The organism is Streptomyces sp. R11, assembly GCF_041051905.1.
In the GTDB taxonomy this organism is placed as follows: Bacteria; Actinomycetota; Actinomycetes; order Streptomycetales; family Streptomycetaceae; genus Streptomyces.
Genome location: NZ_CP163432.1, coordinates 8,090,948 through 8,112,760 on the forward strand (window position 1 = coordinate 8,090,948; position 21,813 = coordinate 8,112,760).

A 21,813-nucleotide genomic window follows, 5' to 3' on the forward strand; every position below is an offset into this window, starting at 1 on the left:
GCCGGATCAGGCCGCCCCGAACGCCGAGAACGCCCACCCCGTCGCCTGATGCAACGCGTCCCCCGGCAGAGCCGCCCGCGCGTCGCGCAGGGCCTCAGCCAGGGAGAGGCCCTGGCTCAGCCCCTTGTGCAGTGCGAGCATCAGCGGCACCACGGCGGCGTCGTTGACCGGCGCGCTGCTCGCCACCACGCCCGCCGTGCCCAGCGGCAGCAGGGCGGTGACCAGTCCGAGCAGTTCGTCGGCGCCGACGGAGGCGAAGCGGGCCGTCTCGCAGCAGGAGAGGATGATCCGGTACGGGCTGCGGTCCAGGCGCTCGAAGTCGTGGACGATGAGCGGCCCGTCGGCCATCCGCAGGTCCGAGAAGAGCGGGCTGTCCGCGCGGAACGTGCCGTGCGCCGCGATATGCGCCAGCTCGGCCCCGTCGAGCTCCTCAAGGACACGCGGCACACGCGCGTCCGCGTACTCCAGCACGACCGATCCGCCGTACCGGCCGGCCAGGTGCGGCACCTCCGCGCCACCGGTCGCCAGCCCCGGCCCGCGCACCAGCACATGGCGGCCACCGGGCGGCGGCTCGGTCTCCCGGGCGCGCAGCCAGCTGCTCGCGGACGGCGACACGCTGAGGACCCGCTCCCGCAGCGACGGCAGCAGCGCCCAGGGCACACGGTGCAGCCGGGCCGGCGGTACGACCACCACAGGGCCGTCGCCCAGATGGGCCGCGGCCGGACCCAGCAGCAGCTCCTCCAGGCGCCGCCCCGCCGCCTCCACCACCGGAAGCCGCCCCTCCGCACCCGGGTGGGCCAGCCGCCGCAGCCCGGCCTGGACGTGCTCGGCCTCCCGCTCCGCATCGGCCAGCAGCCCGGCCTCGTACCGACGCACCCGCCCCTGCCCGCACAGCAGCACCTGAACCCGCCCGTCCAGTACGGCGAGCTCGGCCAGCCGTACGTCGTCGCCCAGCCGTTCCAGCAGCCGCCCCGGGTCGAAGCGGTGGCCGTCGCCGGGTGCGTCGCCGCGCATGTGCAGTGTCCGGGAGCGTATCTCCCGCTCCAGACGCCGCTGTTCGCGCTCCAGGGCCGGAACGGGACGTGCCTCCATGCGGGCGGCCTCCGCGCGGGCCGCGATCTCCCGGAACGCCGTCAGATTGCTCTGCAGCTCCGGGTCCGCGGGCGGCCGCGTCGGCGGGGTGGACAGCGCGGTGGCCCGCCAGCGCTCGCTCCACACCAGCAGCCGACGCGGACTGCCGGAGACGAGACTGGCCTGCTGGGCCAGCGCGGCCAGCTCCGCACCCTGCTCGGTGGCCCGGGCACGCAACTCCGAGGCGCCCAGCGTCATTCGGTGGGCATCGAGGACGTCCAGGCCACGACGACAGGCCTCCAGGACGCCGCGTCCCGACCCGGCCGCCTGGGCCCGCAGCGCCTGCGCCGCCCAGCCCGTCAGCCGCGCCAGCGGCGGCCCGCTGTGCCTGCTGCGGGCGGCGACCGCCAGATGCTGCTCGGCGTCGGCCCGCCAGCCCAGACCGAGCGCGATCCGGCCCGCGAGCAGCGAGGCCTCCGGCGCGGTCGGCGCGCCGAAGGAGGCCAGCCGTTCGGCGACCGCCGCCGTGTCGGCCACCAGCCGCCCCGAACTGCGCCCGGCGGCCACCCGCGCCTCGATCAGCACCAGCCGGGCATGCGTCTCCCACCAGCTGCGGCGCTGCCCCGCGAACAGCCGGACGGCCATGTCGGCGCGCGCGATCGCGGTGTGCGCCTCGCCCGCCAGCCGGGCGGCACGCGCGGCGGCCAGCAGCAGCTCGGCCTTGCGGGTGGACTGGCCGCCGATACCGTCGAGCACGGCGATCGCGGAGTCGGCCTCGGTCAGCGCCTCCCGGGCGAGCCCCGCGGCCATCAGCACCTCGCAGCGGCGGATGTTGAGCATGAACGTCGGCGTGCCGAGCTTGGCGTACCGCTCCTCGGCCTCGTCGAGCAGCCGCAGCGCGGCCGGGATGTCGCCCGACCGGAACGCCGCGAGCCCCCGGCTCTCCACCGCGTCGGCCTTGTCGTGCTCCTGGCCCGTGGTGTCCCACAGCGCCTCGGCCGCGGTGAAGTCGGCATCCGCCCGGTCCACCGCGCCGACCGCCAGATGAACGGTCGCACGCAGGGTCAGTGCCCGCGCCGTCCAGATGACGTCTTCCATCTGCCGCAGCACGGGTATCGCCTTGCGTACGTCCTCCAACGCCTCCCGGTGATGGCCCAGCACCCAGCGGGCGTAGGCCCGGCGGAACAGCACGCGCGCGCGTGTGTGCCCGCTGCCGCGCTCGACGCCGCGCTCCAGCGCGGCCAGCCCCTGCTGAGTGCGCCCCGCGTGCACCAGCGCGACCCCGAGCGCGGCCAGGACGTCCGCCTCCCGGTCGGCCGACTCCGCGCGTGCCGCGAGGTCCCGGGCACGCCGCAGGTGATACAGGGCGATGCGCATGTCGCCCCAGTCCCGCTGCCAGATGCCGATCACCTGGTGGGCGACGGAGGCGTGCAACGGCGTCGGATCGGCGTCGAGCACACCTTCCGCCCTCGCCAGCGCGTCGTTCGGGGCTGCGAACACCATCGGCAGCAGTTCGAGAACCGATTCGCTTCCCGCTGTCACTCCACGGATGGTAGTTGCCCCAGGACCGTGCCACACAGGTTTGGCGCTGTATCAATCAGTGACCGCACGGCTCTGATTGACGACCGTCGCCTCAGTGGGAGGACACGCCATGGCACCACAGCGATTCCACGAGCAGTTCGAGCAGATCCAACGCTCCATGCCCGACGTCCCCCTCGCGATGGGACCGGACGACTCCGCCGAGTTCATCTACGAGAAGGGTTACGTCCTGGTCCGCGACGGCGAGGACGCCCGCCTCGTCGAGGACACCGTACGCGCGCACTTCACCGCCGAGCCCGACCTCGTGCAGGACAACGTGCGGCGCGTGAGCCCGCAGACCAACCGATCGGGCATCACCCGCATCCAGGTCGGCGACCCCGGCGAGGGGGACCGTGCCGGTGACCGGCCCGTCGCGCACGCCCTGCGCGCCCTGCGCGAGACGGAGGGCCGGGCCCGACGCCGCCTGGTCAGCCGCAACCACCTGGTGTCGATCGCGGTCAACTCCTGCCCCGGCGACGAGCCCGTGCCCGTCCCGGCCACCGAGCAGCTCAACCCCGCCGTGGCCGAGGGCGCCCACGACCCGGACACCGCCGTCGGCGTCCTCGTCATCGACACCGGCCTCATGAACGACTTCCGGTCCTCCCCGCTGCTCGCCCACACCGACGGCGACGCGCAGCTCAAGGAGTGCGACGACGACGGCATCCTCCAGCAGTACGTCGGCCACGGCACGTTCATCGCGGGACTCGTCGCCGCCGTCGCGCCGAACACGAACGTCACCGTTCGCAACTCGCTCAACGACGCGGGCGCCATCCTGGAGTCCGAGTTCGGCGAGAAGCTCTTCGAGGCCGTCGACGCGGGCGGCTGGCCCGACATCCTCAGCCTCTCGGCAGGCACCTCCAACGGCCGCACCGACGGCCTGCTCGGCGTCGAGGCCTTCATGCAGGAACTGCGCGGTCAGCGCACCCTGCTCGTCGCCGCGGCCGGCAACAACGGCAGCGCCACGCCCTTCTGGCCCGCCGCCTACGCCGACCTGCCCGACTACCAGGACACCGTGCTGTCGGTTGGCGCACTGCGCGGCGACGGCGAGTACGGCGCCTGCTTCAGCAACCACGGCCCCTGGGTCAAGGTGTACGCGCCCGGCGAGCGACTCACCAGCGTCCTCACCGGCTTCGACACGCCCGTGCCGTACGTGTACCAGCACTCCACCTACGACGCCTGCCGGTACGGCTTCGGCTACTCCTGCTCCTGCGTCTCCCCGCGCCACACCGGCCTGTTGAGCGAGTCGGGCGGGAGCAGCGGCACCAAGCCCGACCAGGTGATGTTCGAGGGGTACGCGCACTGGAGCGGCACCTCGTTCGCCACTCCCGTCGTCGCCGCGATGATCGCCACCCACATGAGCTCGCAGCAGGAGAACGACCCGCGGGTCGCCCGGTACAAGATGCTCGCGGCGAACACCGGGTTCGCGGAGGTGCGGGGGGCGCATGTACCCGCGCTTCGCCCCCCGACCTGGCGCCCTGTCCCCGTCGCACCGCCGACTCCTCGCTCATGAGGGTCGGAACCGCCCCCTCCGCGGCGTACGATGACTTGCCGTACACGAGGGGTGGGGCTGTGGACCGTGCAGATGTCGGTGCGTTGGTCCAGTCCGCCGTCGACGGCGACGCGGCGGCCTGGAAGGCGCTCGTGGAAGGAATGAGCCCACTGGTGTGGTCCGTCGTGCGCGCGCACCGGCTCAATGACGCCGACGCCCACGAGGTGTACCAGACCGTGTGGTTCCGTTTCGCCCAGCACCTCGGGCGCATCCGTGAACCCGAGAAGGCCGGATCCTGGCTCGCGAGCACCGCGCGGCACGAGTGCCTGAAGGTGCTCAAGGGCTTAAGGCGGCTGACCGTGACGAGCGATCCGCAGCTGCTGGACCGGGTCAGCGAGGAACGTACGCCCGAACAGTCGCTCCTGGACTCCGAGGAGGCCGCCGCCGAGTCCGAGCGCATCCGCTGGATGTGGCAGGAGTTCGAGGAACTCGGCGACCGCTGCCGCCAGTTGCTGCGCGTGCTGATGGCCTCGCCGCCGCCCAGCTACCAGGAGGTGTCCGCCGCACTGGGCATCGCCGTGGGCAGCATCGGGCCGCTGCGCCAGCGCTGTCTGCGCCGACTGAGGGCCCGACTCGACGCACGGGGAGCGTTGTGAACGACGACATGCACGACGAAGCGACCGGCGAGGAGCCCGTCGCCCACAACGGGTCCGGCGACGACGGGTTCGACATCGAACTGCTGGAGGAGGAACTCCGTCAGGCCGCCGCCATCCTGGACCCCGTGCCGGCCCAGCTGCGGCAGCTCGCAGTCGAGGCCTTCGCACTGCACGACCTCGACGCCCGTATCGCCGAGTTGACCTTCGACTCGGTGGTGGACGCCATTCCGGTCAGGGGGGCCACGGACGTGCCGCGGATGCTGACGTTCCGCGCGGGCGAGGTGACCGTCGACGTGGAGGTGACCGCGCAGGGGCTGATGGGGCAGGTGCTGCCGCCCCAGCAGGCGCGGATCGAGGTGCTGGGCGGCCCGCAGACGGCCATCCCGGTGGAGGTCGACGACATGGGCCGTTTCACCAGCGACGCACCGCCGAACGGCCCCTTCGCGCTGCGGCTGCGGACGGGCGCGGAGATCGTGGTCACGGAGTGGCTGCGGGCCTGACCCACCGGGTCAGCGAGCGGCGGCGTCCACCAGCGCCGCCAGTGCCGCCGAGAGCCGGGTGAGTCCCGCACCTGCGGGGCCGCCCGGCTCGGTCATGTACGTGTCCCGGCGAATCTCGATCATCAGCGCGCCGACCCGCGGCTCGCTGCCGTAGAACTCCAGCGGTACGTACGTCCCGCTGAACGGGCTGTCCAGCCCCGTCTCCCCGCACGGCGCGAATGCCTCCCGGGCGGCGGCAAGCAGCTCGGGCGGTGTGTGGAACGAGTCGGTGCCCAGGCAGACCGGCGGTCGCGGGCCCTCGCCGTGCAGTTCGTAGGGGAGGCGGGCGGTCGGATAGGAGTGCACGTCGATGATCACGGCCCGGCCGGTGGCGGCGAGGCGGTCGGCCACGGCGGCCGACATGGCCTTCGCGTACGGCCGGAAGTAGCGCTCGACGAGCGGTTCCGGGTCCGTGTCGGCCGGCCGTAGATCCGCGAGATGCGTGGTCCGTGTGTAGACCGCGCCCATGCCCACGGCCAGCATCTCCTCCCGCTCGTCCGGGAACCGCTCCGGATCGACGACCAGCCGGGAAAGCCGGTTGACGAACCGCCAGGGCGTGAGCGACGCCCGCTCGGCCGCCGCCTCGGCGAGCTCCGCGGTGTGCGCGTCGGTGATGTGGTCGAGTTCGCGCTCCAGCGCCCGGTCGTCCAGCACGATCGAGGCCCGCGCGTCGGCCGGGACCTGCCGGGCGGAGTGCGGTACGTGCAGGATCACGGGGGAGTCGGCGGCGCCGGGCAGCAGCTCGAAGGAAGCAGACATGGGGGCTCTCAAGGCGTTCTGGTCAGGGGCGGGCGGGTGGTGCGGCGTGGCGGGGGCAGGGAGACCTGCTGCACCTTCACGTCGACGAGTGAGTGCCGGCAGTCGTACGCCGGTGCCGTGTCCACGAGCAGGAGGTAGGTGATCGTCGTGCCGCGGCCGATGAGACCGGGGCCGATGCGCAGGAGCGATCCGCACACCTCGGTCTGCGGGGCCCGGGCCGCGCCGGGGCCGGCCTCGGTGCGCAGCACTTCCAGACAGGGCACGCCCAGGTCGACCTGGAACGGGTCCCCCCGGTCGAACGCTTCGCTGGGGATGTCCCATCGACCGGGGTTGGTCAGCACCAGCTGAACCACATGCGGATCGGTCAGTAACGTGCCGTTCCACCGGATCTCCAGGCTGCCGTGCATGACCTGCTGTACCAACGGCTGGTGGCTCACGGTGTAGTTGAGCCGCCGCTTGGGATGGGTGGAGCGGAACGCGGTCCACATCGCGAGGAAGCCGACGAGCACGGTCCCGGCGACGCCGGCCGCCGTCCAGAAGGTCTCCCCGGTGTAGAAGGCACCGGACGCGACGGGCAGGAGAGAGGTGACCTCGTTCACGGGCAGCCCGACGCGCCAAGGGGCCGGTCGCGCGTCGTACTCCGTTCGTACGTGCGGCAACTGTTCCGGTGGCTCTCCGTCCCGGCCCGCCGACGGTTCCCTTCACGACTCACATGCGGCGGACTCCTCCGCCGAGGAACGCCCGCCACTCGTGCGCTGTGAACACCAGGGCCGGTCCCTGAGCGTTCTTGGAGTCCCGGACCGCGACGAGGCCGGCGACGGCCGCGACCTCGACACACGCTCCGTTGCCCGAACTGCGGCTGCTCCTGCGCCAGTCGGCCCCGTCCAGGTCGACCCGCGACAGTCTCCGCCCGTCGTGCGCGCTCATGACCCCTGCATCTCCCTTGCGATCCGCTCCAGCGTGGTGGGTGTCTCCTGCGGGTCGGGAGCGGCGGCCCGCACGAGGTCGAAGGTCTGGATGAAGGTGCGCACATCGCGTTCCTTCTCCAAGTACACGTTTCCGGCGATGGAGTTGACGTAGACGACGGCGGGCTCGCGCGGCCCGAACTCCAGCAGCGAGAAGGTTCCGGCGAGGGCCGCGTGGGCGCCCTTCGCGGTCGGCATGATCTGGATGGTGACGTTCGGCAGCTCCGTCGCCCGGGCCAGGTGCTCCAGCTGGTCCACCATGACCTCGGTGCCGCCGACCGGCCGGCGCAGCGCGCTCTCCTCCACCACCACCCACAGCTCCAGCGGCTCCGGAGTCCTGGTCAGCAGGGCCTGCCGCTCCTTGCGGAAACGCACCAGCTGGTCCACCTCGTACGGCTCGTTGGGCCGTACGGCGGCGATCACGGCACGGGCGTAGTCCGCGGTCTGCAACAGGCCGTGCACAAAGGTGGGTTCATAGCTGCGCAGGACACTGGCGTCCGCCTCCAGGCCGGCGTAGGTGGCCATGCCGGAGGGCAGCACCTCGTTGTAGTGCGCCCACCAGCCCTGCTGCTGGGCGCCCTTGTGGATCAGCATGACGGCCTCGGTGAGCTCCGGCTCGGTCACGCCGTACCACTGGAGCAGATCGCGGACGTCCCGGGCCTTGATGGGGGCCTGTCCGGTCTCCACCCTGCTGATCTTGGACATCGAGCACTCCAGGTGCGCAGCGACGTCCTCGATCCGCTTGCCCGCGTGTTCGCGCAGGCGGCGGAGTTCGGCGCCGAGCTGGCGCCGCCGCAGCGTGGGTCCGCCGGCCGTGGCCATTGCCTCACCCCTCGCGTCTGTTGCGCCGGGCAAGTGCGTCCGGCTGTCAATCTCCTTGTACCTGAGGATAGTTGAGATCATGCACGTGGCTCACGCAATTGCGTGAGAGAAATTGCCTCGCCTCAAAGGGGCACGGTCAACGCCCCGGACATGACTCCGCCCCGGACATGACTCCGCCCCGGCCGGGCGGTGCACCGGTCGGGGCGGAGACGGCAGGGCCCTCAGGCCCGATGGGTCAGCTCAGCGAGGCGAGCGCCTCGTTCCAGGTGGCCGACGGGCGCATGACCGCGGCGGCCTTGGCCGGGTCGGGCTGGTAGTAGCCGCCGATCTCGGCCGGCTTGCCCTGGACGGCGTTCAGCTCCTCGACGATCTTCTGCTCGTTGGCGGCGAGCGTCTCGGCGAGCGGGGCGAAGGCCTTCGCCAGCTCCGCGTCGTCGGTCTGCTTGGCCAGCTCCTGCGCCCAGTACAGGGACAGGTAGAAGTGGCTGCCGCGGTTGTCGATGCCGCCGACGCGACGGGTCGGGGACTTGTCCTCGTTGAGGAAGGTCGCCGTGGCGCGGTCGAGGGTGTCGGCGAGGACCTGGGCGCGGGTGTTGCCCGTGGCCGTCGCGTACTGCTCCAGCGACGGCACCAGCGCGAAGAACTCACCAAGTGAGTCCCAGCGCAGGTAGTCCTCCTTGACCAGCTGCTGGACGTGCTTCGGCGCGGAGCCGCCGGCGCCCGTCTCGAACAGGCCGCCGCCCGCCATCAGCGGGACGACCGACAGCATCTTGGCGCTGGTGCCCAGCTCCAGGATGGGGAAGAGGTCCGTCAGGTAGTCACGCAGGACGTTGCCGGTCACCGAGATGGTGTTCTCGCCGCGGCGGATGCGCTCCACCGACAGCTTGGTGGCGTCGACCGGGGCGAGGATGCGGATGTCCAGGCCCTCGGTGTCGTGCTCCGGCAGGTACGCGTTGACCTTGGCGATCAGGTTGGCGTCGTGCGCGCGGGTCTCGTCCAGCCAGAAGACGGCCGGGTCGCCGGTGGCGCGGGCGCGGGTGACGGCCAGCTTCACCCAGTCCTTGATCGGGGCGTCCTTGGTCTGGCAGGCGCGGAAGATGTCACCGGGGGAGACCGCCTGCTCGATCACGACGTTGCCGGCCTGGTCGACCAGGCGGATCGTACCCGCGGCCTTGGCCTCGAAGGTCTTGTCGTGGGAGCCGTATTCCTCGGCCTTCTGCGCCATCAGGCCGACGTTCGGGACCGAGCCCATCGTCGACGGGTCGTAGGCGCCGTTCGCACGGCAGTCGTCGATCACGGCCTGGTAGACGCCGGCGTAGGACGAGTCCGGCAGCACGGCCAGGGTGTCGGCCTCCTGCCCGTCCGGGCCCCACATGTGGCCGGAGGTGCGGATCATGGCCGGCATCGAGGCGTCGACGATCACGTCGGACGGCACGTGCAGGTTGGTGATGCCCTTGTCGGAGTCGACCATGGCCAGCGCCGGGCCCTCGGCGATCTCCGCCTCGAAGGACGCCTGGATCTCGGCGCCGTTCGGCAGCGCGCCCAGGCCCTTGAGGATGCCGCCCAGACCGTCGTTCGGGGACAGGCCGGCGGCGGCGAGAGCGGCGCCGTACTGCTCGAAGGTCTTCGGGAAGAAGGCGCGGACCACGTGGCCGAAGACGATCGGGTCGGAGACCTTCATCATCGTGGCCTTGAGGTGCACGGAGAACAGCACGCCCTGGGCCTTGGCCTCGGCGATCTGCGCGGTGAGGAACTCGCGCAGCTCGGCCACGTGCATCACGGAGGCGTCGACGACCTCACCGGCGAGGACCGGTACGGACTCGCGCAGGACGGTGGTCGTGCCGTCCTCGGCGACGTGCTCGATCCGCAGCGCGCCGGCCTCGGAGATCACGACGGACTTCTCGGTGGAGCGGAAGTCGTTCTGGCCCATGGTCGCCACGTTCGTCTTGGACTCGGCGGTCCAGGCGCCCATGCGGTGCGGGTGGGCCTTGGCGTAGTTCTTGACCGAGGCGGGGGCGCGCCGGTCGGAGTTGCCCTCACGCAGGACCGGGTTCACGGCGGAGCCCTTGACCTTGTCGTAGCGGGCCTGGATCTCCCGCTCCTCGTCGGTCTTCGGGTCGTCCGGGTAGTTCGGCAGCGCGTAGCCCTGGCCCTGGAGCTCGGCGATCGCGGCCTTGAGCTGCGGGATGGACGCCGAGATGTTCGGCAGCTTGATGATGTTGGCCGCGGGCGTCTTGGCGAGCTCACCGAGCTCGGCCAGGGCGTCCGGGATGCGCTGGTCCTCGGTCAGGTACTCCGGGAACACCGCGATGATGCGGCCGGCCAGCGAGATGTCCCGCGTCTCCACGGCGACACCCGCCTGCGAGGCGTACGCCTGGACCACCGGCAGGAAGGAATACGTCGCCAGGGCGGGGGCCTCGTCAGTGTGCGTATAGATGATGGTCGAGTCAGTCACCGGGTGCTCCGCTCCACGTCTGCAACATTGCTCGACATCAAGATATCTCGTGATCGACCCGTACTCGACAGGGGTCCGCACCGAGCTGCGGGATATGCGCCGCGATCTCTGATCCCCGCAAACGGACCTACCGCCTCCGTGCAACCGGATCGCCTGGTCCCGGAGTCATGTAAGGCGATCACCACCGATCCGGCGGCCGGCCCTGACCATCCGGCCGCCCGAGCGAAAGCGGACCATGAGATATCGCAGCAGAGTGACGGCCCCCGCGGCCGCCCTGATCGGCACGGCAGCGGCCCTGGCCGCCGCCCCCTCCGCCCACGCGACGCCGACACTGACGGGGACGTCGGCCGCCAAGACCTCCGGCACCCCGGGCCCCGAGACCCTCGGTGACCCCGTCTACCCGGCCCTGGGCAACGACGGCTACCGCGTCGCCGCCTACGACCTCGACTTCTCCTACGACGCCACGACCCGCCTGGTCGACGCCACCGCGACCCTGAAGATCCGCACCACCCAGGCCCTGAGCCGCTTCTCCCTCGACTCCCTCGGCCTCGACATCCGCTCCGTGCGTGTCGACGGCCGCAAGGCGACCTTCGAGCAGGTCGACGAGAAGCTGCGCGTCACGCCCGCCCGGACGCTGCCGGCCAAGTGCCGGGTCACCGTCTGCGTCGAGTACTCGGCGGACCCGCGCCGTGACCTGACGCACACCGGCTGGGTCGACACGCCCGACGGGTTCGCCGTGTGCTGCCAGCCGAACTCGGCACACACCGTCTTTCCCTGCAACGACCACCCGTCCGACAAGGCCGACTTCTCCTTCCGCCTCGTCGTCCCGAACGGACTGAGCGGCGTGGCGACCGGCCGGCTCGTGCGCACCCAGCGTCTGGACGGCGACCGTACGGCTTACACGTACCGCTCCCGCGAGCCCATGGCCACGGAGCTGATCCAGATAACGGTCGGCGACTACGTGGTGAAGCAGCGGCAGGGCCCGAACGGCCTCCCGCTGCGGGACGTCGTCCCGACCGCACGGGCCGAGGCACTGGAGCCGGCACTGGCACTCACGCCGGGGATCGTGGCATGGCTGGAGACGCGGCTCGGGGCGTACCCGTTCGAGACGTACGGACTGCTGCCCTGCAACTCCGACGACCCGAACGCCTTCGACTTCACGGGCCTGGAGACCCAGACCCTCACCATCTACAAGCCGAACTACCTGCTCCAGGCGGAGCCGAAGATCGGCTCGCACATGATGCACGAGCTGGTCCACTCCTACTTCGGCAACAGCGTCAGCCCCGCCACCTGGGCCGACCTGTGGATCAACGAGGGCCACGCCGACTTCTACGGGCTGCTCTACCGCTACGAGCGTGGCTGGCCCGACTCCCTCGGCCTCACCTCGATGGAAGCGCGGATGAAGGACACCTACGCGCGCGGCGACCAGTGGCGCCACGACTCGGGGCCGGTCGCGGCGCCGAACGCGGTGAACCTCTTCGACAGCCAGCGCTACCTGGGCGGCGTCCTGGTCCTGTACGCGCTGCGCAACCTCGTCGGCGAGCAGGCCTTCAACGCCCTTGAGCGCGCCTTCCTCGCCCGGTTCCGCAACTCCTCGGCGTCGACGGAGGACTACATCGCCGTGGCCTCCGAGGTCTCCGGCCAGGATCTGACCGGATTCCTGCGGGACTGGCTGTACGGCACGAAGACGCCGCGGATGCCGGGGCACCCGGACTGGACGGTCACCCCGGTGAATCCGGCCCTCGCCGCGCCGCACAGCCGTAAGAGCAGCCGGTCCCACGACAACTCGGCCACCCTCTAGGCACGTCCGAGCAGTCAGTCGAGGCGGACGGGGGTCACCTCGTCCGCCTCTCCGGGGAGGCGCGGATGCGGTATCGACTGCTGCGGTATCGACACCGTCCCCTGCTGGATCGCCACCGTCCGCATGGGCGCCGGAATGCGGATGCCCTCCGTGCGGTAGCGCTTGTGCAGGCGCTTGATGAACTCGTGCTTGATCCGGTACTGGTCGCTGAACTCGCCGACGCCCAGGATGACCGTGAAGCCGATCCGTGAGTCGCCGAAGGTGTGGAACCGGATGATCGGCTCGTGGTCCGGGAGGGCGCCCTCGACCTCGGCCATCACCTCGGCGATGACCTCGTTGGTCACCCGCTCGACGTGGTCCAGGTCGCTGTCGTAGGCGACGCCGACCTGGAGCAGGATCGTCAACTCCTGCTCGGGCCGCATGAAGTTGGTCATGTTCGTCTTCGCGAGCTCCCCGTTGGGGATGACGATGAGGTTGTTGGAGAGCGCGCGCACGGTCGTCTGGCGCCAGTTGATGTCCTCGACGTAGCCCTCCTCGCCGCTGCTCAGCCGGATGTAGTCGCCGGGCTGGACGGTCTTGGAGGCGAGGATGTGGATGCCCGCGAAGAGGTTGGCGAGTGTGTCCTGCAGGGCCAGCGCGACCGCCAGACCGCCGACGCCCAGGGCTGTGAGCAGGGGAGCTATGGAGATGCCCAGCGTCTGCAGCACCACCAGGAAGCCGATGGCCAGGATCAGGACCCGGGTGATGTTGACGAAGATCGTGGCCGAACCGGCGACGCCGGGGCGGGACTGGGTGACCGTCCGCATCAGCCCGGCGATCCCGCGGGCCACCGACAGCGTCACGACGAAGATGAGCAGCACGGTCAGGATCTGGTTGACGTTGTGCTGGACCGTCTTCGTCAGCGGCAGCGCGGCGCCCGCGGAGGCCGCGCCGCCGAGGAACGCCGCCCACGGCACCACGGTGCGCAGCGTGTCCACGATGAGGTCGTCGCCGCTCCAGCGGGTGCGATCGGCGTGCTTGCCCAGCCAGCGCAGCAGCATCCGCAGCAGGAAAGCCGCGAGCAACCCCGCCGCCAGCGCGATCCCGGCGATCACCAGGTCGTCCACTGTGAGCGCTCGCGTCACCGGTCACCCCCCGGGAGAGAAGCTGCGGCGAACCCCTTCGCCGACGGCCGGATGTGAAGTCTCGTCACGTTGTCACCTGCTCGATTCCGCGATGTGCCGTCGCGCCGACCACCCCATCCCCCGAGACCGGCGCGAGGGCTCATCCTGCCGTATCGGGTACACGTGTTCGCACCAGGAGCGTCGGCCGGACGGCCTGATCGGCCGCTTTCCGGCATTCTCCCTCGAACTTCCGGCCCCGCGAGGGCGGAACGCCCGCCTCCGAAGGCGCGCTTGATGCGCGAGCGCCGCTCGGGGGGCGCTCAACGCCGCGCACGCTCCCGCAGCGACGGGGCACGGGATGGCGTACGGGGTGCGGTACGGGATGGCGTACGGGATGCCGCAGTCGGTGAACCGAGTCACATGTCCGAGAACGACCCGTGCCGCCCCGCACCTGAGGCGAAGCGGGAGGCGCCCTCCAGGCTCTCCGTCAACACGCCCACGCCGTGCCGGAGTTCGGCGCACATCGCGGCCGGCTCGGCAAGTCCCTCCTGGTCGAGCACGGAGGCGCGGTCGGCGCGCAGGCACGCCTGCGGGAACCGCGCGATCGTGGCGGCCAGCTCCTCGGCCTCGGCGCGGGCACGTCCGCTCGGCACGACACGGTTGGCGAGCCCCATCTCGTACGCCTCGTTCGCCGGCACCGGGCGTCCGGTCAGGATCATGTCCATCGCGCGGCTCGTGCCGATCAGCCGGGGCAGTCGTACCGTGCCGCCGTCGATCAGCGGCACACCCCAGCGGCGGCAGAACACCCCGAAGACGGCGTCCTCCTCGGCGACCCGCAGATCGCACCACAACGCCAGCTCGAGGCCTCCCGCCACGGCGTGCCCGGCGACCGCGGCGATCACCGGCTTGGACAGCCGCAGCCGGGTCGGCCCCATCGGGCCGTCACCGTCCTCGGTGACCGCGTTGCCCCGCCCGCTGCCGAGCGCCTTCAGGTCGGCGCCCGCGCAGAACGTGCCACCCTCGCCCCACAGCACCGCCACCCGCGCCTCGTCGTCGGCGTCGAACTCCCGGAAGTCGTCGGCGAGATCGGCGGCCGTGGGCCCGTCGACCGCGTTGCGGACCTCCGGTCGGGAGAGGACGACGGTGGTGACGTGCCCCTGGCGCTCGACGCGGACCGGCATGGCGGGGGTCCTTTCCGTGGGTCGGAACCCGTACGTTACTGACTGGTCACATGACCTTCCACCGGAACCGATCGGTCGGACGGCCTTGATCGGACCATCGGACGCCTTGATCGGGCCGCCCGGATCGGACGACCTTGATCAGATGACCTTGAAGCGCACGAGCGCCCCCAGCGTCAACGCCCCCGGCAGCAGCGGCAGCCACACCGTGATGATCCGGTACGCCAGCACGACCGCCGTCGCCACCGCCACCGGGCCGCCCGCCGCCACCAGTGCCACGATCAGCGCGGCCTCGACCGAGCCGAGCCCGCCGGGCGTCGGCACCAGGGCGACGGCGACGGTCGCCGCCAGATAGGCGAGCGCCATGTGGGCCGGCGGCACGTCGAGCCCCAGGGCGAGCCCGACGAGGACCAGCCCGGCCGCCTGCAGTACGGGGAAGGCCAGCGAACCGCCCCACAACGCCAGCGCCCGGGACGGACGGGTGTGCACCGAGCGCGCTTCGTCCAGCGCGGTGCGCAGGAAGGAGAAAACGGCGGTGCGCAGCCGGCGTACGAGTGCGAAGGCGGCCACGATCACGATCGCCGCCGCGCCGATGATCAGCAGCAGCGGGCCCCACGCCCCCTCCGGCAGGAGCGGCCCGAGTTGCAGCGCGTGCGGGAAGGCGATCAGCAGCGCGGCCAGCAGGCCGACGCGGGCCACGCTCTCCGCGAGCAGATACAGGGCCAGCGCGGCCGAGGAACGGGCGAGCGGCAGCCCGCACACCGTCATGAAGCGCAGGTTGACCGCGCTCGCGCCCAGCCCGGTGGGCAGCAGATGATTGGCGGAGCCCGCCGCGAACTGCGTGACGAGCAGCCGCAGTCTGGGCAGCCGGTCGATCACGGCACCCTGCCGGGTGACGGCCGCCGCGACCCAGGTCAGGCAGGTGGCGCAGGCCGCTGCGAGCAGCCACGGCCACTTGGCCGTCGCCAGATGACCGATGCCCTCGGCGAGCACGGAGCGGTGCTGCACCGCGACCACGATGACGAGGGCGAGCGGAAGCAGGACCAGTATCTGGCGGATCGGGAGACGTCTGATCAGGCGTCCCGCTGGGAGTCGTACGGCTGTCACATTCGGAGAGGTTCTCCACGTTGCGACAACTGCGGGTAGCGGGAGCGGGGACGGCGCCTTACGGACCGGCTGCGGACGGACACCGATCTCGGCGAACCCGTCGATATCGACTTCGGCGAACCGGTCGACGACGACATCCGCCGATTCGATGTTGACCTCAACATTGCTTGAGGTTCTACGTTCTCTCGCATGAGCATGGAGACCACAGCCTGGACCCAGCTGCACAGCGTCATGAACGCCGAGCAGGAGCGCCGTCCCTTCGCCCGCGCCACGCTGCGCCGCATCGCCGCCTTCGCCCGCCCGCACCGCCGCCGGATCGCGTTCTTCGTCGTGCTCGGGATGATGACCGCGCTGCTCGCCGTCGCGACCCCCGTACTCGCCGGACGCGTCGTCGACGCGATCGTGACGGGCGGCGACGAGGGCACCGTCGTCCGCCTGGCCCTGCTGATCGCCCTGATCGCGGTGGCGGAGGCGGTGCTCGGGGTCATCGCCAGGCGCCTGTCGGCGACGCTCGGCGAGGGACTCATCCTCGATCTGCGCACGGCTGTGTTCGATCATGTGCAGCGCATGCCGGTCGCGTTCTTCACACGTACTCGTACGGGAGCGCTGGTCTCCCGTCTCAACAACGACGTCATCGGCGCCCAGCGCGCCTTCAGCAACACGCTGTCCGGCGTGGTCAGCAACCTCGTCACACTGCTGCTCACCCTCGCCGTCATGCTCACCCTGTCCTGGCAGATCACCCTGCTCGCCCTCGTCCTGCTCCCGGTGTTCGTGATCCCGGCCCGCCGCATGGGTCACCGGATGGCCCGCATGCAGCGGGAGGCCGCCGCGCTCAACGCGTCGATGGGCACCCGCATGACCGAGCGCTTCTCGGCACCAGGCGCCACGCTGATCAAGCTCTTCGGGCGCCCGGGGGAGGAGTCGGAGGAGTTCACGGCCAGGGCCCGCAGGGTGGCCGACATCGGCGTGCGGACGGCCACCGCCCAGTCGGTGTTCATCACCGCGCTCACCCTGGTGTCGGCCCTGGCCCTCGCTCTGGTCTACGGCCTCGGCGGCTGGTTCGCCCTGCGCGGCACCCTGGAGCCGGGCGCCGTCGTCTCACTGGCGTTGCTGCTGACCCGTATGTACGCACCCCTGACCGCGCTCGCCGGCGCCCGCGTCGAGGTCATGAGCGCCCTGGTCAGCTTCGAGCGCGTCTTCGAGGTGCTCGACCTGAAGCCGCTGATCGAGGAGAAGCCGGACGCGAAGAACGTCCCCGACGGCCCGGTGTCGGTGGAGTTCGACAACGTCCGCTTCGGCTACCCGTCCGCCGACAAGGTCTCCCTCGCCTCCCTGGAGGAGGTCGCGACCCTCGACACGCGCGGCGGCGCCGAGGTGCTGCACGGCATTTCCTTCCGCGCCGAACCCGGCCAGACGGTCGCCCTCGTAGGCTCGTCCGGCGCGGGCAAGTCGACCGTCGCCCAACTCCTCCCGCGGCTCTACGACGTCGACGAGGGCGCCGTACGCGTGGGCGGCGCCGACGTCCGCGACCTGAGCGCCGAGTCCCTGCGCGGCACCCTCGGCATGGTCACCCAGGACGGCCACCTCTTCCACGACACGGTGCGCGCCAACCTGCTGCTGGCCCGCCCCACCGCCACCGACGCCGAACTGTGGGACGCCCTGCGCCGCTCCCGCCTCGACGATCTCGTACGGTCCCTGCCCGACGGCCTCGACACGGTGGTCGGCGAGCGCGGCTACCGGCTCTCCGGCGGTGAACGCCAGCGGATGACCATCGCCCGGCTGCTGCTGGCCCGCCAGCGCGTCGTCATCCTCGACGAGGCCACCGCCCACCTCGACAACACCTCCGAGGCCGCCGTCCAGGAGGCGCTCACCGAGGCGCTGGAGGGCAGGACCGCGGTCGTGATCGCCCACCGGTTGTCCACCGTGCGGGCGGCCGACCTGATCCTGGTTGTCGAGGCCGGTCGGATCGTCGAACGCGGCACCCACGACGAGTTGCTGGCCGCCGGCGGACGCTACGCCGAGCTGTACCGGACCCAGTTCGAGCAGCTGGATTCGGCCAAGGTCGACGGCCGTACCCATCAGGAACACACAAGCCTCGACAGCATCATTGCTTCCACTGTGTTCACAACCTAGTGTGCGTTGGGTTTCCCAACAGCACCGCACATGATCTGACGCTCCCTCAAGCCGCGCAGCGCCGCACTGTCGTCCCGAGGAAGGCCCCGTCGATGCCGCTCACCCCCGTGCCCCCCACCGGACCGTCGCGCAGGCCGGGTGTGCCGGTCAGCCGCCGCCGTCTGCTGGAGGGAGGAGCCGCCCTGCTCGGTGCGCTCGCCGTCTCCGGATCGTCCGCCACGGTGCACGCGGCCGAGGGGGCCGGATCGGTGGCCGACACCCCGGAGTGGAACGGCCACATCGACGTCTTCCGCATCGGCACCCAGCCGCCGCACACCACCCTCATGCCGTACGCGGACGTCAGGCAGGCGCTGGACGCCGACCGTACCCGCTCGCCGTACCGGCTGAGCCTCGACGGCAAGTGGAAGTTCGCCTACGCCGACCGCCCCGACGACCGGGACGCCGACTTCCATCGCACCGACGTCGACGACAGCGACTGGGACACCATCCCGGTCCCCGCCGTCTGGCAGATGCACGGCTACGACCGCCCGATCTTCGTCAACATCACCTACCCCTGGTGGGGCCCGAACGGCCTCGGCGAGGAGGCGCAGCCCCCGGCCGCTCCGACCCGCTTCAACCCGGTGGGGCAGTACCGCCGTACCTTCACCGTGCCGCGCGGCTGGTCGGGGCGGCGCACCTTCCTGCACTTCGAGGGCGTCAAGTCCGCGCACTACGTGTGGATCAACGGGGAGTTGGTGGGGTACGCCGAGGACTCGTTCACCCCCGCCGAGTACGACATCACCCCGCACCTCAAGCCCGGCACCAACCAGATCGCCGTCGAGGTCTACCGCTTCTCCGACGGCGACTGGCTGGAGGACCAGGACATGATCCGGCTGAGCGGCATCTTCCGCTCGGTCTACCTCTACTCCACCCCCGAAGTGCGCCTGCGTGACTTCAAGCTGGACACCCCGCTGAACGACGACTGCACGGCCGCCGAGTTGTCCGTCACTGCGAGCGTGCGCTCGTACGGGGGGCCGGGGGAGGGCGGCTACTCCGTCGAGACGCAGCTGTACGACGCCCGCGGCCACGCCGTCTGGTCCAGGCCGCTCCAGCAGGCGGTCGACCTCGCGTCCGCCCCTGCCGGTGAGGACGTGACCGTCCGGGCGAGCAGAGCAGTGCCCGAACCGAAGCTGTGGTCCGCCGAGCACCCGAACCTCTACACCGCCGTACTGCGGCTGCGCGACCCGGCCGGGAAGGTGATCGAGACCCTCTCGCACCGCGTCGGCCTGCGCGAGTTCGCGCTCAGGGACGGCCTGATGCGGATCAACGGCAAGCCGGTGTCCTTCCGCGGCGCGAACCGGCACGAGATGCATCCCGACAGCGGCATGGCACTCACCCGCGCGCACATGGTCAAGGACATCGAGATCATCAAGCGGATGAACATGAACTCCGTCCGCACCTCTCACTACCCCAACAACCCGCTGTGGTACGAACTCGCGGACGAGTACGGCCTCTACCTCGTCGACGAGACCAACCTCGAGACCCACGGCATCCGCGGCGAGTACCCCGGCAACCACGCCGACTGGACCAAGGCATGCGTGGCCCGCGCGCAGAGCATGGTCCACCGCGACAAGAACCACCCCTCGGTCGTCATCTGGTCCCTCGGCAACGAGGCCGGCGGCGGCAGCACCTTCGTCGCCATGCACGACTGGATCAAGTCCTACGACCCGACCCGCGTGATCCAGTACGAGGGCGACGACCGGCCGACGATCAGCGACATCCGCTCGGAGATGTACGACAGCCCGTCCCGCGTCGAACAGCGCGCGAAGGACACCGCCGACACCCGGCCGTACGTCATGATCGAGTACGCGCACGCGATGGGGAACTCGAACGGCAACTTCAAGGAGTACTGGGACATCGTCCGCCGCTACGACGTACTCCAGGGCGGCTGGATCTGGGACTTCGTCGACCAGTCACTGAACTGGCCCGTGCCGACCCGCAAGTTCCTCACCGAGTCCGGGCCGGTCGCCCTGCGCGGCGAGATCCTCACCGCGAGCGGCACCTTCGATCGCGCCAAGGGCGTCTCCGGAGCCACCGTCTTCCCGCGCGACGAGCGCCTCGACCTCACCGGCTCGCTCACCCTGGAGGCCTGGGTCACCCCGCACTACACCGGCTACCACCAGCCGATCATCGCCAAGGGCGACACCCAGTACGCCCTGAAGCAGTCGGACGACACCCTGGAGTTCTTCATCCACGGCGGCGGCCAGTGGATCACCGCGAACTGGACCCTCCCGGCCGACTGGACCGGCCGCGAGCACCACATCGCCGGCGTCTTCGACGCGGACACGGGCACGTTGACCCTCCACGTCGACGGCGAGGTGAAGTCCACCCGTACCACCACGCGCCGGCCCGCCACCAACACCGCGCCCCTCGCCCTCGCCACCGACGTGGACAACCCCACCCGGGAGTTCAGCGGCACGATCCGCCGAGCCCGGGTGTACGCCCGTGCGCTCAGCGCCGCCGAACTCGGCACCGACAGCCGCCGACCCGCTGACGAGGGCGTACGTTTCTGGTTCGACGCGGCCACCGTCGACCTCACCGAGAAGCGGCCCCGCGCGAAGACCTTCTTCCCGTACGGCGGCGACTGGGGCGACAACCCCAACGACGGTACCTCCAACGCCGACGGCATCGTCACCGCCGACCGCCGCCACACCGGCAAGGCGGCCGAGATCAAGCAGATCTACCAGGCGGTCAACGCGGCACCGGCGTCCGGTGACGCGCTGACCCCCGGCGCGGCCATCACCCTCACCAACGAGTACCTGTTCACCAACCTCCGTGAGTTCGACGGCCGTTGGGAGCTGCTCGCCGACGGTGAGGTGGTGCGGCGCGGCAAGCTGAGCCGCGCCCAGCTGGACGTCCCGCCGCTCGGCAGCAAGGACATCACGGTGCCGGTGAAGCTGCCGGACGACCCGGCCCCGGGCACCGAGTACTTCCTCCAGCTCTCCTTCACCACCAAGGAATCCACGCCGTGGGCGAAGGCGGGCTTCGAGGTGGCCAAGCAGCAACTCGCCCTCGACGCCGACACCCCCGCCGTGACGCCCGTCCCCCTGTCGAACGTGCCGTCCCTCCACCATGAGGACGGCGACAAGGCCGTCACCGTCAAGGGCGAGGACTTCTCGGTCACCATGGACAAGAGCACCGGCGTCATCACGTCGTACGAGTCACGCGGCACCCGGCTCCTCACCTCCGGACCGGTACCGAACTTCTGGCGGGCGCCCACCGAGAACGACCGCGGCAACGGCCAGCACACCCGCAACCAGACCTGGCGCGACGCGGGCACGAACCGCAAGGTGACGGCCGTGGCGGTGCGCGCCCTGCGCGACAAGGCGGTGGAGATCAAGGTCAGCGGCACGCTGCCGACTTCCGTCGAGTCGACGTACACCACCACCTACACGGTGTTCGGCAACGGCGAGATCAAGGTCGACAACATCCTGCACCCGGGCGCCGCGTCCTTGCCCTACATCCCGGAGGTCGGCACGCTGTTGTGCCTGCCGGGGCGTTTCGAGCGGCTGCGCTACTACGGCCGCGGGCCCGAGGAGAACTACGTCGACCGCCGCGACGCCACCGACGTGGGCGTGTACTCCGGAACCGTCTCCGAGCAGTGGACGCCGTACATCCGCCCCCAGGAGAACGGCAACAAGACCGACGTCCGATGGATCGCCCTGACCGACGCCAGGGGCACCGGCCTCCTCGTCTCCGGCGAACCCCTGCTGGAGGTCAACGCCTCGCACTTCACCCCGGAGGACCTCTCCTCCGGCGTCCGCCACGACTACCAGCTCACCCCGCGCGACGAGGTGGTCCTGCGTGTCAACCACCGCCAGATGGGCCTGGGCGGCGACAACAGCTGGGGTGCGCACACCCACGACCAGTACAAGCTGTTCCCGAGCCGCGACTACTCCTACGCCTACCGGCTGCGCCCGCTGAGGGACGTCAACGAGGCGATGGCGGCGTCCCGCAGGCCCACCGCGGTGGAGTGACCCGACGCGGCCTTGGCCCTCCGATGACAGTGTGATCCACCTGTAACAGCCGCAGGCGCAACCGGTGATGTTGCATTGAGCGTCGGGCTGTAGTGCGATGCTGAGCCGAGGGCACTCGGGCTAGGGAAACAGGGGGACGAA

Annotated in this window: 15 protein-coding genes; 6 read left to right on the forward strand and 9 right to left on the reverse strand. The window is 70.9% G+C overall.

Features of this window, described 5'->3' with window-relative positions; translation table 11 throughout:
* Nucleotides 1–6 precede the first annotated feature (6 nt).
* Nucleotides 7–2,574: a CHAT domain-containing protein gene (locus AB5J55_RS37530; RefSeq protein WP_369276401.1), complete on the reverse strand. Its 2,568-nt coding sequence runs from the start codon at nucleotides 2,572–2,574 to the stop codon at nucleotides 7–9.
* A gap of 148 nt (nucleotides 2,575–2,722) precedes the next feature.
* Between AB5J55_RS37530 and AB5J55_RS37535 the strand changes: the two genes are divergently transcribed.
* Genes AB5J55_RS37535 through AB5J55_RS37545 form a run of 3 tightly spaced genes read left to right on the forward strand, consistent with a single transcriptional unit; the run spans nucleotide 2,723 to nucleotide 5,294 of the window.
* Nucleotides 2,723–4,159, forward strand: coding sequence for a S8/S53 family peptidase (locus AB5J55_RS37535; RefSeq protein WP_369274891.1), 1,437 nt, complete (start codon nucleotides 2,723–2,725; stop codon nucleotides 4,157–4,159).
* A gap of 59 nt (nucleotides 4,160–4,218) precedes the next feature.
* Nucleotides 4,219–4,794, forward strand: a complete 576-nt coding sequence (locus AB5J55_RS37540) for an RNA polymerase sigma factor (protein WP_369274892.1) — start codon at nucleotides 4,219–4,221, stop codon at nucleotides 4,792–4,794.
* An 8-nt stretch (nucleotides 4,795–4,802) separates the two neighbouring features.
* Nucleotides 4,803–5,294, forward strand: a complete 492-nt coding sequence (locus AB5J55_RS37545; RefSeq protein WP_369276402.1) for a hypothetical protein — start codon at nucleotides 4,803–4,805, stop codon at nucleotides 5,292–5,294.
* 9 nt (nucleotides 5,295–5,303) lie between these two features.
* Here AB5J55_RS37545 and AB5J55_RS37550 read toward each other — a convergent pair whose 3' ends face one another.
* From AB5J55_RS37550 to AB5J55_RS37570, 5 genes are all read right to left on the reverse strand, one after another.
* Nucleotides 5,304–6,092, reverse strand: a complete 789-nt coding sequence (locus AB5J55_RS37550) for an N-formylglutamate amidohydrolase (RefSeq protein WP_369274893.1) — start codon at nucleotides 6,090–6,092, stop codon at nucleotides 5,304–5,306.
* Nucleotides 6,093–6,100: 8 nt separating this feature from the next.
* Nucleotides 6,101–6,751 carry a hypothetical protein gene (locus AB5J55_RS37555; RefSeq protein ID WP_369274894.1) on the reverse strand — a complete coding sequence of 217 codons (651 nt, stop codon included), beginning with the start codon at nucleotides 6,749–6,751 and terminating at the stop codon, nucleotides 6,101–6,103.
* Between the two features lie 49 nt (nucleotides 6,752–6,800).
* A complete protein-coding gene (locus tag AB5J55_RS37560; protein WP_369274895.1) occupies nucleotides 6,801–7,019 on the reverse strand; it encodes a DUF397 domain-containing protein in 219 nt (72 codons plus the stop codon).
* Entirely contained in the window at nucleotides 7,016–7,879 is an 864-nt protein-coding gene (locus tag AB5J55_RS37565; RefSeq protein ID WP_369274896.1) for a helix-turn-helix domain-containing protein, read from the reverse strand. Before AB5J55_RS37565 ends, AB5J55_RS37560 begins: the two co-directional genes overlap by 4 nt.
* A 235-nt stretch (nucleotides 7,880–8,114) precedes the next feature.
* Nucleotides 8,115–10,334 carry an NADP-dependent isocitrate dehydrogenase gene (locus AB5J55_RS37570; RefSeq protein WP_369274897.1) on the reverse strand — a complete coding sequence of 740 codons (2,220 nt, stop codon included), beginning with the start codon at nucleotides 10,332–10,334 and terminating at the stop codon, nucleotides 8,115–8,117.
* A gap of 235 nt (nucleotides 10,335–10,569) precedes the next feature.
* Between AB5J55_RS37570 and AB5J55_RS37575 the strand changes: the two genes are divergently transcribed.
* Nucleotides 10,570–12,135, forward strand: coding sequence for a M1 family metallopeptidase (locus AB5J55_RS37575; RefSeq protein ID WP_369274898.1), 1,566 nt, complete (start codon nucleotides 10,570–10,572; stop codon nucleotides 12,133–12,135).
* 14 nt (nucleotides 12,136–12,149) lie between these two features.
* Here the strand turns inward: AB5J55_RS37575 and AB5J55_RS37580 are convergent, their stop codons facing one another.
* From AB5J55_RS37580 to AB5J55_RS37590, 3 genes are all read right to left on the reverse strand, one after another.
* A complete protein-coding gene (locus tag AB5J55_RS37580; RefSeq protein WP_369274899.1) occupies nucleotides 12,150–13,259 on the reverse strand; it encodes a mechanosensitive ion channel family protein in 1,110 nt (369 codons plus the stop codon).
* A gap of 395 nt (nucleotides 13,260–13,654) precedes the next feature.
* A complete protein-coding gene (locus AB5J55_RS37585; RefSeq protein WP_369274900.1) occupies nucleotides 13,655–14,419 on the reverse strand; it encodes a crotonase/enoyl-CoA hydratase family protein in 765 nt (254 codons plus the stop codon).
* Nucleotides 14,420–14,557: 138 nt separating this feature from the next.
* Entirely contained in the window at nucleotides 14,558–15,523 is a 966-nt protein-coding gene (locus AB5J55_RS37590) for a YbhN family protein (RefSeq protein WP_369274901.1), read from the reverse strand.
* 195 nt (nucleotides 15,524–15,718) lie between these two features.
* Here AB5J55_RS37590 and AB5J55_RS37595 point away from each other — a divergent pair, with 195 nt between their 5' ends.
* Both AB5J55_RS37595 and AB5J55_RS37600 read left to right on the forward strand, forming a co-directional pair.
* Nucleotides 15,719–17,656 carry an ABC transporter ATP-binding protein gene (locus AB5J55_RS37595; protein ID WP_369276403.1) on the forward strand — a complete coding sequence of 646 codons (1,938 nt, stop codon included), beginning with the start codon at nucleotides 15,719–15,721 and terminating at the stop codon, nucleotides 17,654–17,656.
* 92 nt (nucleotides 17,657–17,748) lie between these two features.
* A complete protein-coding gene (locus AB5J55_RS37600; protein WP_369274902.1) occupies nucleotides 17,749–21,672 on the forward strand; it encodes a glycoside hydrolase family 2 TIM barrel-domain containing protein in 3,924 nt (1,307 codons plus the stop codon).
* Nucleotides 21,673–21,813 lie beyond the last annotated feature (141 nt).